The organism is uncultured Veillonella sp. (assembly GCF_934230905.1).
Classification (GTDB): domain Bacteria; phylum Bacillota; class Negativicutes; order Veillonellales; family Veillonellaceae; genus Veillonella.
On record NZ_CAKQFJ010000010.1, the window covers coordinates 60,127 to 75,063 of the forward strand.

Here is a 14,937-nt window from a genome sequence, read left to right on the forward strand (position 1 = left end):
TAGCAAGTATCTATCTTCCACTATAAAATAACCGATATATATTTTCTTAACAAAAATATATATCGGTCATTTAAATGATATGAAATTAGTTACTGAAATCCGTATCTACAACAGCAAATTGTGCATAATCAGGATATCGCTTTTGAAGTTCCTCTTTTATCTTTTCTAATGTCCCATGTGGATCTTCTTCGTCAAAGTCAAAGATAATATCATAGTAGATAATCTTTTTTTGTTCTTGCACATAAAAAGCATGTACTTGCACTACATGTGTATATAAGCTGATAACTTGATCAAGGGCCTTTTTAATTTCAAGAACCTCTACACTTGGTTGGTTTTCAGCATATACGCCTACCGTCATTGCTATACCAAATTTTTTATATAAATGAACCGCAATTCCTTTTGTTAATGGATGAACATCAGCCATTGTCATCGTATCAGGTACTGTAATATGAACCGATCCAATAGTCTCCCCTGGACCATAACTATTGAGTACCAAATCATATACACCACCCACATTTGGATGTTGTGCTATCGTCTCTTTTATATCACGAATCAGACTATCATCTGCGCGTAGGCCCAATAAATGATTGTACATTTCACGTAAAATATCGTAAGCTGCTTTCAAAATGAAAACAGAAATAATAGCCCCTACATAACCTTGAATATCGATATTGAGGAAAAATACTAATGCTGCAGATACAAGAGTAGCAAAAGTAATCACTGCATCAAAAAGTGCATCTACACCAGATGCCACTAATGCATCAGATTTATACTTTTCACCTTGTGCTTTAATATATCGGCCCATTATTACTTTTACTACAATCGCCACAGCGATAATAATTAACCCTGGAATATCAAAAGTAGATACTTCTGGATGTATAATTTTCTCTACAGATTCTTTAAGAGACCCAATACCTGCACCTAAAATAATAAAAGCAATGGCCATCGTCGTCATATATTCAATACGACCATGACCAAAAGGATGTTCCTTATCAGCACTTTTTGCAGCTAACTTTGTCCCTGCAATGGTTAATACCGAAGATAAAACATCTGTTAAATTATTTACTGCATCTAAAATAATAGCAATAGAATTAGATGCTAAACCAATAATCATTTTAAACACTACAAGTACTACATTTCCGATAATACCTTTTATACTAGCTAACGTAATGCCTCGATTACGTTCTACACCATTTTCTTGTAAAATCATATGATACCCCTTACCGATTACTATATCATCAACAAATTGAACTATATCGATTTATTCATGATTACATTATAGCTCATGGATTATCATTTGTCATTATATTTCTCTAAGATTATCTTCCAAATCACTTGATTTTACTGAATTATCAACGATTATCATTTCTCAATTAGCTTTTTTACTTATTATTTCTTAATCAATACAGTCATTAATGCCAATTAACCCCATTTTAATTAAGCCTTTACAGTGATTCGTTCACCAGAACGTATGTTAGTAAATACAAGCTTCATTGCTCGTAGTGCAAATGGTTCTCCAGTAGATTTTGCTCCATACAAAGTATCCCCTACTAAGGGATGCCCTATATGGCTAAATGCTACACGAATCTGATGTGTTTTTCCAGTGTATAAGCGAACAGCTACAAGTGTACAAGTTTGATTTCCTAAGTTATGCACAGAATTATCCACAATTTTAGACTCTTTATCCACATCATTTAATGCTCTGTCCACATTTTCTTGAGGTATATCCACACAATTATATAAGTTATACACAGAGTTATCCACAACTCCATCAAGATAATGATGTAAAACAATAAAATCAGTCCGTGTTTCCTTTCCTTTTGAGTTCACTTCGTAATGAACACCATCACTACTTCGAGCCATAGGAAATACTAAAGAATCCTCATTAGCCTCTAAAATCCCCTCAACAATAGCCATATACCATTTTTCAAAAGTGTTATCATCCAACTGCTGTTGATATAAACTTTGAGCTAAACCACTTTTCGCAATCACAATACAACCTGTCGTATCACGGTCAAGACGATTCAAAAAACGTACTTTTCTCTTAATACCATGCTCTTTAAAATAGTGAGCAATACCATTAGCAAGAGATACTTGGTTCTTTGAGTTTACTGTAATCCCTGCTGGCTTATCCACAATAAGCAAATCATCATCTTCATAAAGAATATGTAAATCCATTGTAACTGGTTCATGATCAATCTTTTCCTTAGCCATAGCAATCCAAATTTCATCATCTACAGATACCTCAGTATGTAGTGTTGCTTTGTGACCATTTACATGGATTAACTTTTCATCAAATAGCTTTACCATCGCTTTTCTTGGATACTTGGTATCCAAAAATGCTCCTAGTGTTACTTTATCTGATGATATCCTACTTATCGCTTTTATATCCTGAGCAGAAACGAATAAAAGAATATCATCTGGTCTATGCATTTTTCGTCCCATCACGTACTCCTTTCTACGAGTTTTGAATCTCGAGGCATATAATCGAGGAATGCACTTGGAGATGTACCCTGTCCGCGTTGTGATTCATGAGTATAGGTAATAACCAACTCTTGTTTTGGCCGTGTAATGGCTACATAAAACAAACGTTTTTCCTCATCCTCATTTCCTTCACGTAAGGACATAAAACTAGGAAAAGTACCTTGATTCATTCCTGCTAAGAATACGTGATCAAATTCACTCCCCTTTGCCTGATGAACCGTAATAATAGGGATTTTAGATTCTTTAGTCACTTGTTGCGGCTCTCCAGCCGTCAAGGCCGCCAATTGTAAAATATGATTAAGACGAGCCAATCCCGTTGTGCCTTTATATTCCTTATCTAAAGATTCCATAACTCGGTAAAGCTCGCGTATATGCTCAACCTTAGCCATTTCACCGTGACTCTTATAATATACTAGTACACCCATTTGATTCATTATATAAGCCAATAAGTCTGTTGGGTTATCAGTATGCATCTTTCTTCGCAAGGTTGCCATTTGAGACGCAATCGTTGTGAAAGCCGCCTTATATTGATTAATGGCTACCATACGATCCGTCGTTGTGGGCACAATATTTTCACGGACTGCGTAGATTAACAATTGGCCTGTAGCGATAATATCATCCATCGCATTATGGGTAGGCGTATGATTAATAGGAAAATATTTTGATAAAAATCCTAACTTATGATTTTCCAGTGTTGGATAAAACCGTCTAAAGATATCTAACGTATCATATACAGCCTTAAACTTAGGTTCACCCAAGTTATAACGATCTAATTCATGACTAAAAATGCTAATATCATAATTAACATTATGGCCTACAATAATACGATTCTTAGAAAACTCTTTAAAAGCTTTTAATACAATTTCAGGACTTTCACCATGTTCAGCCAAATATGCATCGGTAAAGCCATGAACGAGTTGAGATGTGCCTACCGATTTACCAGGGTTTATAAAACGTTCAAACCGTTCTATTTCATTCCCATCTTTATCAATTCGCATCGCTGCAATTTGTATAATCCGGTCCTGTGTTGTATCCGTACCAGTACTCTCCACATCGTATACTACAACCTCTCCCGCCTCAAGGCCAGCTACCAATTTAGCATATGGCTCGGATTCAAAAATTGGCATATCCATAAAATCAGTCAATTTTAACCCTACACTACGATTTTTGGGACTTTCAATATCTCTAATACGAGCATCACCAATCCCCGATACATAACGTTTAATAATCCGTTTAGCACTAACCGCATCATTAGGATTCATCAAAAGCTTAAAATATGCCATAACATCCTTAATTTCCTGACGCCGAAAAAACTTATATTCATCGATAATCATAAATGGACGTCGTTCTGCTTCCGATTTATCTTGATTGTATCGTTCAAATTGTTCACTTAAGCGTTGTGCCTTGCGATTATCTCGAACCAACACGCCAATAGATGCATCCTTTGGAAGGCCACAGATTCGATCATAGATGAATTTTGATTCCGTATATTCATTGCGGCACCCTTTCACAAGGATAGGCGCCCCATCACTATCACTGTTTGCCTCTGGCATTTCATCATATACATCACCTACAAGTTGAGGGAACATATTCTGCAATGTTTTAAAAGCCATAGTAAACAAGGTGCGATTGGATCGATAGTTTTTATAGAATATAATTTTTAAAGGATTAAAATCACAAGTGAATTCCTCAAGTAATCGAAATGGATCTGATCCGCGCCATTCATAAATAGTTTGAAAATAATCGCCACATAAAAGAACGTGATTACCTTTCCATAGCATTTCCATAACCTTATATTCTAATGAGCCTGTATCTTGCATTTCATCAACGGAAATATACTGATAACGACTGCGCCAACGTTCTCGAATATCTGGGTCCTGAAATAGTCGATGTACACCACAGATTAAATCAGTAAAGTCTACGCCATGAACAGATTGTAAGCGTTCATCATAACGGGTAATCCATTCATGACCATGCGCCCAAAAGTCCGACAGATCCTCGGTAGCAAGAGTATTGTAATTGTAAAACAATTTCTCTATTTGCTTAGATTGCTCCTGCTCTAAACGTTGTATCGTTCGTTTGTAATCATCTATCAACGATTCAGAATAGAATTCATACACAGAACGATATTCCTTTACCATGCTTATAAGGCTAGCAAAGTTCATATCCCGCATATTTCTCGGTTTATATGGCAAGTATAACTCTTTGCAATCTTCCTCATCAAATATGGTCACATCTGTGTAAAGCGATTCATCTCTCTTACCCTCTTGTTGAAGAACATAAAAACAAAAGCTGTGGAATGTACTAATCTCCACAGCCTTTGCTGATTGACCAACGAGGTTTTCAATGCGTGACTTCATCTCCTGTGCGGCCTTATTAGTAAAGGTCATACACAAAATTTGATGTGCCTCGCAGCGGCCACTTTCAATAATGTGCGCCACTCGATAGGCCAGTGTATTCGTTTTTCCCGTCCCGGCGGACGCCAACAAGAGGATATTTCTATCTAGTTCATCGATGACGCGTTGTTGTTCGCTATTGATAACCATCATATCCTCTCCTTATATTATAAGCCGTAATACAGAGCAGCTAATACCATTGGTATAGGGCCGAATAATACAGTCAAAGCCCAAACACCAAAGCCAATATCCATTGGTATATGCAATACATGAATGCATACCATGTATGTCACAATGCCTAATACTACATTTAGAGCTACCTTTTTAATAGTAAAAAAAGCAAGTTTCAAGGCGATAACAATGACCAATACAGATATAATCGCCTCAGTCATAGGCGCTGCCAATAATGGCGCAAGTAATACGTTCATATTATCCTTTCATCTCCTGGCGGTTTACAACGGCACCGCCCAAGGTCAATTCATCGGCATATTCGATATCTCCACCTACAGGAACACCGCGGGCAATACGCGTTACCTTGATGCCAGTCGGCGCTAGTAGACGTGCCAAATATAAGGCCGTCGCCTCCCCTTCTACATCAGGGTCCGTTGCGAGAATAACCTCTTGTACGACACCATCGCGCAAGCGTGCAATGAGTTCTTTCACACGAATATCTTCGGCACCAATCCCTTCCAAAGGAGATAAGGCCCCCTCTAACACATGGTAGAGCCCCTTGTAATCACCACTGCGTTCTATGGCAATCACATCGCGAGACGTTTCTACTACCATAATCGTCGTTTGATCTCGATTGGGATTAGAACAAAATTCACAAGGATCCTGTGCAGATAAATTAAAACAGATAGAACAATGACGAGTAGCTCCTTTTGCTTCAACGATGGTATTGACCAATCGGTCCACCTCTTCTTGCGGCATTTCCACAAGATGGTACGCCAAGCGACGGGCAGATTTTGATCCAATGCCTGGCAATCTACGCAACTGTTCTACGAGCCGTTCTAATGCGTTTGTCATTTAAAATAAACCTGTTGGCAAGTTAAGACCACCTGTTACCTTGCCCATTTCTTGAGACAATAGATCATCTACCTTTTTGCTTGCTTCATTAACAGCAGCCATCACCAAATCCTCAAGCATTTCCACATCTTCAGGATCAACTGCGGACGGGTTCAACTTCAAAGATTCAATCATCTTTTCACCATTCATAACAACAGTAACAGCGCCACCACCTACGGATGCTTCTACTGTACGAGTTTTTAACTCTTCTTGCATTTTTTTCATGTCAGCTTGCATTTTTTGAACTTTTTTCATCATGCCTGCCATATTACCCATACCTTTACCAAACATTGTATTTCCTCCTTATAAGACTATGAAAGTCCTAATAAAAACAACTTAAATATATCTTCATTAACTATAAGTTAATGGATTTTACTCTTCTATGACCTCTACATAAATGTCATGGTCTTCAGAAAGTTTTTCTAATGTTTTAGCCAACAGTGGGTTTTTTTGCTCTTCAGCTCCCATATTTTCAGGATCCCACTGGTATTCACGCTTTGGGACAGCTTCTACCTCCACAGTTGCACCGCTATCCATAGGCCGATTGATAACTTCTCCATCATCAGTCATCACCTGCGTTCCATCTAAACTCATAATAGGTATACCGCCATCATCATGAGTCGTCAGTTTCTTAGCAGGTGAATCCGCATCTTCCTTGCTGCTTGGTGGTTTAATTCCTCGTGCCGCAAGAGCCGCTAACGCAGCCTGTTTAGCATCATTGCGAGCTTCAGAACTTACAGTCTCTGTAACTGTTTCCGCGCCAGTTGGAGTCTCTCCGCTATCTAGCAAATCTACTTCTATCGGTGATGGTGCAGCCTCAATAACCGGTGCAGTCTGTGACCTCTTAGGTTGTACAGCTCGATTAGACCTTGCTCCGCTAGCCATCATATATTCTTTATAAACATCTGTCTCTATATCGACAATCTCTAAAGACACGGAATAACCCAACGCATATTGGAACGCTAATGCAATTTCCTTACGATTTGCTTCATTAGTAGCCAAAGTAAGGGATATCCCCTTTTTAAAAGCTACTACTGCTTTTTCACGATCCACATAAATAACTTGGCCTTGTCCAATGATATTATATGCTAATCCTTTATCACTGTCCTTTAGATATTTTATCACAGTCCCCTGAATGGTTCTATATTCCCCAGAGTCCACCATAGTTTCACCAATAGCAGCAACTTGGCTAATCCCTGTATTCTTCTGACGGCCCGTATTTCTCGTCGTTCTAGATATACCTGTGTTAGACGCTATTACACCAGAGTTATTCATCGGTGGTGGCGTCATACCCACACCATGTATAGGCGGTGGCACAGCTCCCGTAATTGGTGGAGGTGTTAAACCCGTAGCAGATGTCTGGGTACTACCGCTAGGTTTCGATTCCACTACAATAGATGAAGACCTATAATTTGTTGGCACCTCATGAATCGTAACAGATTCATATTCTTCCATAGGGGGTGGAATGAAATCATCATCTACCACATTTGACCTTGCTGCATTAGGTGTAGCTACAAAATTAATAGATGGCGGAACCATCGTTGGACCTTGTTGTTCCAATTTGGCCAACCGATTGAGGACCCCTTCGCGTGACTCGCGTTCAGACTGTTCTAATGCAGCCAAACGATTTTCCACATCATCATTGGGCTTAGATACGCCTGCACATAAAACTAACAGTCCCATTTCAATAACCGTGCGTGGGTTATCTACCTGTTTCGCATCGCTCATGATGGCTTGTAACTGTTTGATATATTGATTGATAGTAGCAAACTCAATGTCTTGTGCTTGTTCCAAAAATTCGGTACGGAACGAATCATATACCTTTAACTCATCCGCATCAGGAGCGACCTTAGCAATTAATAGGGCTCGTAAGTGTTGCGTAAGAGCCTCTATGATTTGAGCCCCATCACGGCCTTCACTAAGCGCATTTTGAATATATTTCAATACGGCTGGACCAGCTCCATTATGTAAGGCAGATAGGAATTTAATAATCCAGTCTTTACTAACGAGACCAATGAGTTCCTCTACAACAGAAGGTGTAATCTCCCCGCTAGTCATCCCTACACATTGATCTAGAAGACTTAATGCATCGCGCAAGCCCCCATCCGCATGAACTGCGATGAGCCGTGCTGCATTATCCTCTAAGGCAAAGCCTTCTTTATCTGCAACGTATTGTAACCGCTGTGCAATATCATCAGATGTGATACGTCTAAATGTATATCGTTGACAGCGGGATACAATGGTAACAGGCAATTTTTCAATTTCAGTGGTAGCAAAGATGAACATCACATGATCTGGTGGTTCTTCTATCGTCTTTAATAAAGCATTCCACGCTTCATTGGTAAGCATATGCGCTTCGTCGATGATAAATACCTTTCTACGCCCCTCTACAGGCATAAACTTTACGCTTTCACGTAAAGCACGAATTTCATCGATACCACGATTCGACGCCGCATCAATCTCAAGGACATCCATAGATTGACCACTCAAAATCGATTTACATACGCTACATTCATTACAAGGATGGTCTGTAGGGCCATGTTCACAATTAATGGCACGTGCAAAAATCTTGGCCATACTCGTTTTACCGGTCCCACGGGGGCCGGCAAACAGATAGGCATGAGCTACCTTATCCTCGCGAATAGCACGCATCAATGTATCTGATACCTGATGTTGTCCAACCACATCAGTAAACGTCTGTGGCCGATACTTACGATATAGCGCCATATATGCCATAGGAACACCCCCTTTTCCCCTGTGAATAGTCTGTTACTAGCAATACTTTATTATACCATATTCATATAATAAATCAGTTGTAACATAATAGAAGCTTTATCTAAAAGTATTTTATATCATGAACAATTAATTGCATCAGTATAAAATGTAGTGTCAATAATTTTTTATAAACGTCTTTTTATTCTCAATTACCAAACATAATTTGTAACTGACTAAATGCTGATCCAAATCCACGATGTATTTTACTAAAAAATTTATCATTATACTCATTTCAGTAATATCGGATAATGTATCCATAATCTTAGGATACTTAGACGACCACGTTTCTAAAAAGTTGTGTAAAGCAGCTTCAGTCACTTATGTTATATTGGCAGAATAAACCAATTCTAATTGTACTAATACAGGAGCTATATCATATTTTCTAATTAGCGTACATATCATACGAGTTATATGCACCCAACAACACTGGAAACGAACTCTTGGATATATTTCCTGATAAGCTTGTTATAATTCTTGAAATCTATCATTGTCAAGAAGAGAATCTCCTTTATCCCTCTTTATCTTGCATGATTTAATAGTTCTTTATATGCTAAAGCGCTTTCACTAGGATATATGCCATAATCGATGACATATTTCTCGCCTGATGGTGTAATTCCAATTAAAACATGAAGAGCTTCTTTTTGTGCTGTTCCACGTTTAACAGTTATAAAAGTAACATCTAAATAGACTACAGCAAACTATGAATGTAATGGTAGATTATGAAAAGCATCCACTTCTTCTGCAACGACTTGAGTCATATTAAAAATAGTTTGTGGAGAATAAATACAACCATACATTTTTTCAATAATATCAACTATTTCACGTGTAGTGATACCTTTTTAATACAACTGAATAATCATTTCTTCAAGATCACCAAAGTTTCGATTGTACGGTGTGAGTAATTTATTTTGAAATTACTCCAATCGTTCGTGAGATATTTTAATGGTAATATTACCGAAAACAGTATATAAAGAACGCTCATAATATATATATAGCCACTAACATCATATTTGTCATAGGATAAAAATTCAGTTAATTCAGCTAATAAAAAGCATATTTAACATCGTTTCGAATTCATTACGAAATAAATCCATGAAAATCGAATGATTATCTAGAGTATCAACTGAGAGTATGTTACCATTAAACATAGAAAATCAATCTTCTTTCTGTGATTTTGCTTGATTACTTAATCATAAAGAAGATTGGTTCTTTTTTCAATTGTTTGAGAACAGTTTACACAAAATATATTACACTAACAGCCTTAATGATATCTTAATATCAAACCTCATTATTATAAACAAAAATTCATTAAAATCTTTTATTTTTCACACATTCGTGATAAAATCATAAAAAAGGAGGTAATTATGCCTGTTAATTACAAAAAATTATTCCATATTATGATTGAGAAAAATATTAGTTCTCCAGAACTACAAAGGAACTGTGGATTCAGTGGTAATATTCTTACGAGATTAAGACGCAATGAATATGTATCACTACAAACCCTAGAAAAAATATGTCTAAAACTAAATTGTAAATTAGATGATATTATCGAATTCACAAAATATTAATGTGAGGAAATAAATGCGCTATATTAATGAATCAAAGGAAAAATCTAATGGAGTGGTCTATACACCCACAAAAATGGCAGACTATCTAGCTGAACAAATGATTTTATTTTCATCATTCAACTTTAGCACGTCAAATTCTGTAAAGATTTTAGACCCAGCTGTAGGAGAAGGCGAATTACTTATTTCTATGATAAAAAAAATAAATTCACATTCACCACAAATGCAGATTGATGTAACAGGTTATGAAACCGATATAAATGTCGCCAATAAAACTCAAAATTATATAGAAAATTTATTTCCTGATGTAAAAGTAAAAATCTTACCGGTTGACTTTTTAAATCATATAGATGATATAAAAGATAAATTCGACTTTATTATAGCTAATCCTCCATATATACGAACACAAATACTGGGTGCATCTAAAGCACGAGAAATAGCACAAAAAACTGGACTAACAGGTAGGATTGATATCTATTATGCTTTCTTATTCTATATGAATCAAGTACTCTCTAAAAATGGCATATCAGGATATATCACTTCAAATAAATTTCTCACAATAAAGTCTGGTACCTCAGTTCGGGATTACATAATTGACAACTATAAAATTCATACCATTGTAGATTTTGGAGATACAAAACTCTTTAAAGCATCTGTACTTCCTTGTATTATAGTTTTTTCTAAAGGAAAAACTACTAATAAAAGAAACGTTAACTTTACCACGATCTACGAATCAAATAATGAAGTCAAATCAGCAACTAAAGCCACATCAATATTTGATTGTATTTATAATGAAGGACTTTACATACTACCTAATGGAAAATTTTTTAATATAAAAAAAGGTTTCTTAAAAGATATAAAAAAAGGTGCTTTATGGGTAATATCTTCGCCTCAAAATGAAAAATGGTTACAAATGGTAGAAAGAAACACTCATATGTATTTTTCCGATATTGGAAAAATTCGTGTAGGAATTAAAACTACAGCAGATAACGTCTTTATTGGAGAGAATTGGTCTGGAGAACTTGCTAAGCTAGAGTTGTTAAAGCCATTGATTACACATAGAGATGCTGGACAAATTATATCTAAAAAAACTTCTGGATGGAAGGTCTTATATACACACACAATAAAAAACCAAAAAAAAATGGCTATCAATATTGATAATTACCCCAGAAGTAAAGCATATTTAGAAAAACACTATAGTCAACTTTCAGCAAGAAAATATATTCAAAAAGCGAATCGTAATTGGTATGAGATATGGGTTCCTCAAAATCCAGAATCCTGGAAAAAGACTAAGATAATTTTTAAAGATATTTCTAAGCAACCTGAATTTTGGCTAGATAAAACAGGAGCTATTGTAAATGGTGATTGTTATTGGATTGATATAAATGACTCAATCTCAGAGGATCTCATATATCTTGCTTTAGCTGTTGCAAATAGTACTTTTATAGAAAAATATTATGATATAAAATTCAATACAAAACTTTACTCTGGAAAAAGACGCTATATGAGTCAATATGTTGAGCAATTCCCAATTCCTAATCCCACTACACCAAAGGCCTTAGAAGCTATACATTATGTAAAAAAAATAATAGTAGAGTCGGATGATAATAACCAACTCTACTATAGAAAAAAACTTGATAAGATTATTAGTAAGATTTTTGAAACTTAATCAAAAAAATCTACAGGAAGAGGAATTTGTAATTTCGCATTCGTTCCTCTTCCTTTAAACAACTGAAAATGATTTGAAAAATCCTCTCCTGTTACCAGGTATAAATTTTGCAAAGTAACCTGATCATCCTCAACTAGACCATCAAAAATAGCATAACGTATATCACCACTATAAAAATTAATATTCTCGCTAGAAGCAATTTTTTCACCATCTTCTGGAGAGTGTAAACCTAAGTCAATAGTTGGTGATGTTTGAAGCTTCACTTCTAGTAATTGATTCATAATATCTGGATACGTCCCATCATCTTCATAGTCATTATACCCAAGCCGGTTACATATCAATCGATGTAGCCCTGCACCTCGATTACGTTCCTGCACAGCATCTAAATAATCTAAATTTTCACCTAATAAAGGTAAAAGCAATTCATAAACTTTAGATATTCTTAAAAAATTAGTCCTTTGTGGATAGCTATTTGGATTTATCCCTAATAATGAATCATCAGAATCACTGACCCAATCCTCAACATTACTCGAATCTTTTTGTGAACAAATATTATCTTCATTAGATTTCATTGAAGCCTGATATTTTTTAGTCAATGTTCCTGTTCTATCATACTTTGCAAGCATTTCACCTGTAATAACTTTTACTGCTGTAACAATATCATTCTCATTCACTTTTAGGAATACATATCTCCTAGCTGCATCAACCTCTTCATTCCAAATCTGTACATTAAGGCTTTTTTGACTATAAACATCAAAGTTCTGCCCTGGGAACCTAGGTTGAGTCCTCTTAAAAGATGAAGGAACTGGATATCCAAGTGCCCTACAAACCGCCACCTTAACGATTTTAGAGCGTGTTCGCAATTTATATCCTTGTAAAGGTAATCCAATAAGCGAATTTACCAAAATAGTTTCTAATTCATGTGTTGGAATATATAACTGTGTATTCTCAGGATCAACTGGTTCATAAATAGATAGCCCACTTCTTGAAATATTTTCTACATAATTAACCAAATCTGCACTCCCCTAAACAAATACTTTCTAGATAATATAAGATATAACAGCTGTGTCTATCCTTCCCACCAATAATTTAATAGAATATCCTATATATCTTGAATCAGAATTATAAAAAAGCGGCCCTTGAGGCCGCCTTTCAATATTCGATCACGACAGCCCCCGGGTTCCCTGTGGCACATGAAGGTTACCGCTTAGTGCTGCTACCTCTCAGTCCTGACACGATTCACAGGCCCCCATTGCACAGGCCCGAGAACTGCCATGATCCAATATTGCAATATAAGTATTATACATTATGTAATAAAAGAAGTCTAGTGCCTAAAATTATTAACCTACATATTTATCAAGTAATCACTATCTTACTAAATATAAGAAGCATCAATAAAACATATAATGTTTATCATAAAAGACATTTAACTTTCACTATACTAGAAGACTTTGATGCATTATGATAGGTATTATCAAAAGACTTCGCAATAATTTCCGCCTCTTCACGAATATGATACAACATTGAATCTACATTAAATGCTTCTATAGATGGCAAACTGATTCTAACTATTGTCCCCTTATAATAGGCTTCGCCATACATTCTCTTACCATTAGCTTTTTGATATATATAGTTCTCTCCAGATACAATTAACAAAGAACCTTTTAAAATCCTGCAAATTTCACTAATAAAATATAAACCATATCCAGAATTAGCCCATTCTGATCTATCGTGGTTTTTCTCTCCTGGTGCAAATCGCTCTGATATACCAGGAGCAAGGGCATATTCTAAGGCATTTATATTAGCCTCAATATACTCAGTATGAATACTATTTGACTTTAAACTATCATATATTCCACATCCCTCATCAAATACACATATTTCTGATAGTTTTAACCTAGGCCAGTACTGAGCAGCATAACCTACCATATCACAATTAGAGTGTTCAGGAATATTTCTTATCAATTCTCTTAACACATAATTATAGAGATATTTAAGATCTTCATTATCATGAATTAAAACCGTCGATAATTCTTCTGCTATTATCTCAGCAACTTCACCATCTGCTAAAAATATACCTTTTTCCTTTTTTTTAGTTATAAAATTTTCAAGTTTTATAGGTAAATAATTTTGACTACCTAATAATTCACCAGGCATTTTGCCTAAGTCCAAAAATTTTGATATAAATTTAAAAAATCCCATATTAGAAGCATAGGAAAATCCATTTTGTCCTGGTTTATATCTTACCTGGAAAGTTATATCTGGCTTTCTTTTTCTAGTCATAGCAATAAATTCTTTTATTCCATGTGCAATATAGCATAAAGGAAATGGTTTTACAAACTTCATATCAAATTCAATTATGAAAGTATCATCCAATTCAGAAATTTCCATATTAAACAGCTCATTAATCTGATTTATCGCTTCAATAGGGTCTTCAAATTTAGAAATATAAAAATACAAACATATCCCCCGCTCTTTTAAAGTATACTATTCAAAACTATTAATATATTAATACATCTATATTCATCTACTCTATAAAATAGACCTTAGATCTTAATAAGCTAGAATACTAATGTATAAATTACATATAAGATTAGACTCAATCAAAATAGTTTAATTATCTTAAATATAATTTTACCATATTTACTTATTCACATAATAAAAAATCCAAAAGCCTAATGTAAAAGCAACAAAATACTTTTACATTAGGCAATTCGACAGACTAAACAACTATGAAATTTTATAACTAAAAAACTTTATCTAGATTAGTACATATGGCTAAAGCCAACATAGTATAGTTACACACCGTATAATCCGTCAACCTTTATTTTGCATATTTTTCTTTAAAAGCAGCCAATTGAGCATCTTCTAAGGACAAGCCTTGTTCTTTAAATCGTTCAATAGCCGCATGCATTTCTTCATATGCTACTGGAACAACTTTTGTAAATCTATTTACAAAATTATTCCAATTTTCTAGAATATG

Annotated in this window: 11 protein-coding genes, 1 other RNA gene and 1 pseudogene; 2 read left to right on the forward strand and 11 right to left on the reverse strand. The window is 35.4% G+C overall.

What is annotated here, in order from left to right; genetic code table 11:
* Positions 1 to 85: 85 nt before the first annotated feature.
* The 8 genes and pseudogenes from Q0E20_RS04205 to Q0E20_RS09440 form a co-directional block, all read right to left on the reverse strand.
* Positions 86 to 1,210: a cation diffusion facilitator family transporter gene (locus tag Q0E20_RS04205; protein ID WP_295996774.1), complete on the reverse strand. Its 1,125-nt coding sequence runs from the start codon at positions 1,208 to 1,210 to the stop codon at positions 86 to 88.
* A gap of 227 nt (positions 1,211 to 1,437) precedes the next feature.
* The gene (locus tag Q0E20_RS04210) at positions 1,438 to 2,445 is read right to left on the reverse strand and encodes an RluA family pseudouridine synthase (protein ID WP_295996778.1); all 1,008 of its coding nucleotides are present in this window, start codon (positions 2,443 to 2,445) and stop codon (positions 1,438 to 1,440) included.
* Positions 2,445 to 5,030, reverse strand: coding sequence for an ATP-dependent helicase (locus Q0E20_RS04215; protein WP_366509635.1), 2,586 nt, complete (start codon positions 5,028 to 5,030; stop codon positions 2,445 to 2,447). Before Q0E20_RS04215 ends, Q0E20_RS04210 begins: the two co-directional genes overlap by 1 nt.
* 17 nt (positions 5,031 to 5,047) lie before the next feature.
* Positions 5,048 to 5,308 (reverse strand): hypothetical protein, encoded by a 261-nt coding sequence (locus Q0E20_RS04220; RefSeq protein ID WP_119982307.1) that lies wholly within the window; start codon positions 5,306 to 5,308, stop codon positions 5,048 to 5,050.
* Position 5,309: 1 nt separating this feature from the next.
* Positions 5,310 to 5,906 carry a recombination mediator RecR gene (recR, locus tag Q0E20_RS04225; protein ID WP_005384103.1) on the reverse strand — a complete coding sequence of 199 codons (597 nt, stop codon included), beginning with the start codon at positions 5,904 to 5,906 and terminating at the stop codon, positions 5,310 to 5,312.
* The gene (locus Q0E20_RS04230; RefSeq protein ID WP_005377304.1) at positions 5,907 to 6,236 is read right to left on the reverse strand and encodes a YbaB/EbfC family nucleoid-associated protein; all 330 of its coding nucleotides are present in this window, start codon (positions 6,234 to 6,236) and stop codon (positions 5,907 to 5,909) included. It lies immediately after the preceding gene.
* Positions 6,237 to 6,317: 81 nt separating this feature from the next.
* Positions 6,318 to 8,681 (reverse strand): DNA polymerase III subunit gamma/tau, encoded by a 2,364-nt coding sequence (gene dnaX / locus Q0E20_RS04235; protein ID WP_295996786.1) that lies wholly within the window; start codon positions 8,679 to 8,681, stop codon positions 6,318 to 6,320.
* 557 nt (positions 8,682 to 9,238) lie between these two features.
* Positions 9,239 to 9,553, reverse strand: a pseudogene (locus Q0E20_RS09440) (transposase).
* 531 nt (positions 9,554 to 10,084) lie between these two features.
* On the opposite strand from Q0E20_RS09440, the gene Q0E20_RS04240 reads away from it, so the two are divergent.
* Positions 10,085 to 10,288, forward strand: coding sequence for a helix-turn-helix transcriptional regulator (locus tag Q0E20_RS04240; protein ID WP_295996788.1), 204 nt, complete (start codon positions 10,085 to 10,087; stop codon positions 10,286 to 10,288).
* Between the two features lie 13 nt (positions 10,289 to 10,301).
* Positions 10,302 to 11,954 (forward strand): Eco57I restriction-modification methylase domain-containing protein, encoded by a 1,653-nt coding sequence (locus Q0E20_RS04245; protein ID WP_295996790.1) that lies wholly within the window; start codon positions 10,302 to 10,304, stop codon positions 11,952 to 11,954.
* Here Q0E20_RS04245 and Q0E20_RS04250 read toward each other — a convergent pair.
* The 3 genes from Q0E20_RS04250 to Q0E20_RS04260 all read right to left on the reverse strand — a co-directional run bounded on the left by Q0E20_RS04250 (position 11,951) and on the right by Q0E20_RS04260 (position 14,345).
* Positions 11,951 to 12,967, reverse strand: coding sequence for a hypothetical protein (locus tag Q0E20_RS04250; RefSeq protein WP_295996792.1), 1,017 nt, complete (start codon positions 12,965 to 12,967; stop codon positions 11,951 to 11,953). The genes Q0E20_RS04245 and Q0E20_RS04250 overlap by 4 nt on opposite strands.
* A 156-nt stretch (positions 12,968 to 13,123) precedes the next feature.
* Positions 13,124 to 13,223, reverse strand: an RNA gene (gene ffs / locus Q0E20_RS04255) — signal recognition particle sRNA small type.
* A gap of 144 nt (positions 13,224 to 13,367) precedes the next feature.
* The gene (locus Q0E20_RS04260) at positions 13,368 to 14,345 is read right to left on the reverse strand and encodes a hypothetical protein (protein WP_295996794.1); all 978 of its coding nucleotides are present in this window, start codon (positions 14,343 to 14,345) and stop codon (positions 13,368 to 13,370) included.
* Positions 14,346 to 14,937: the final 592 nt, after the last annotated feature.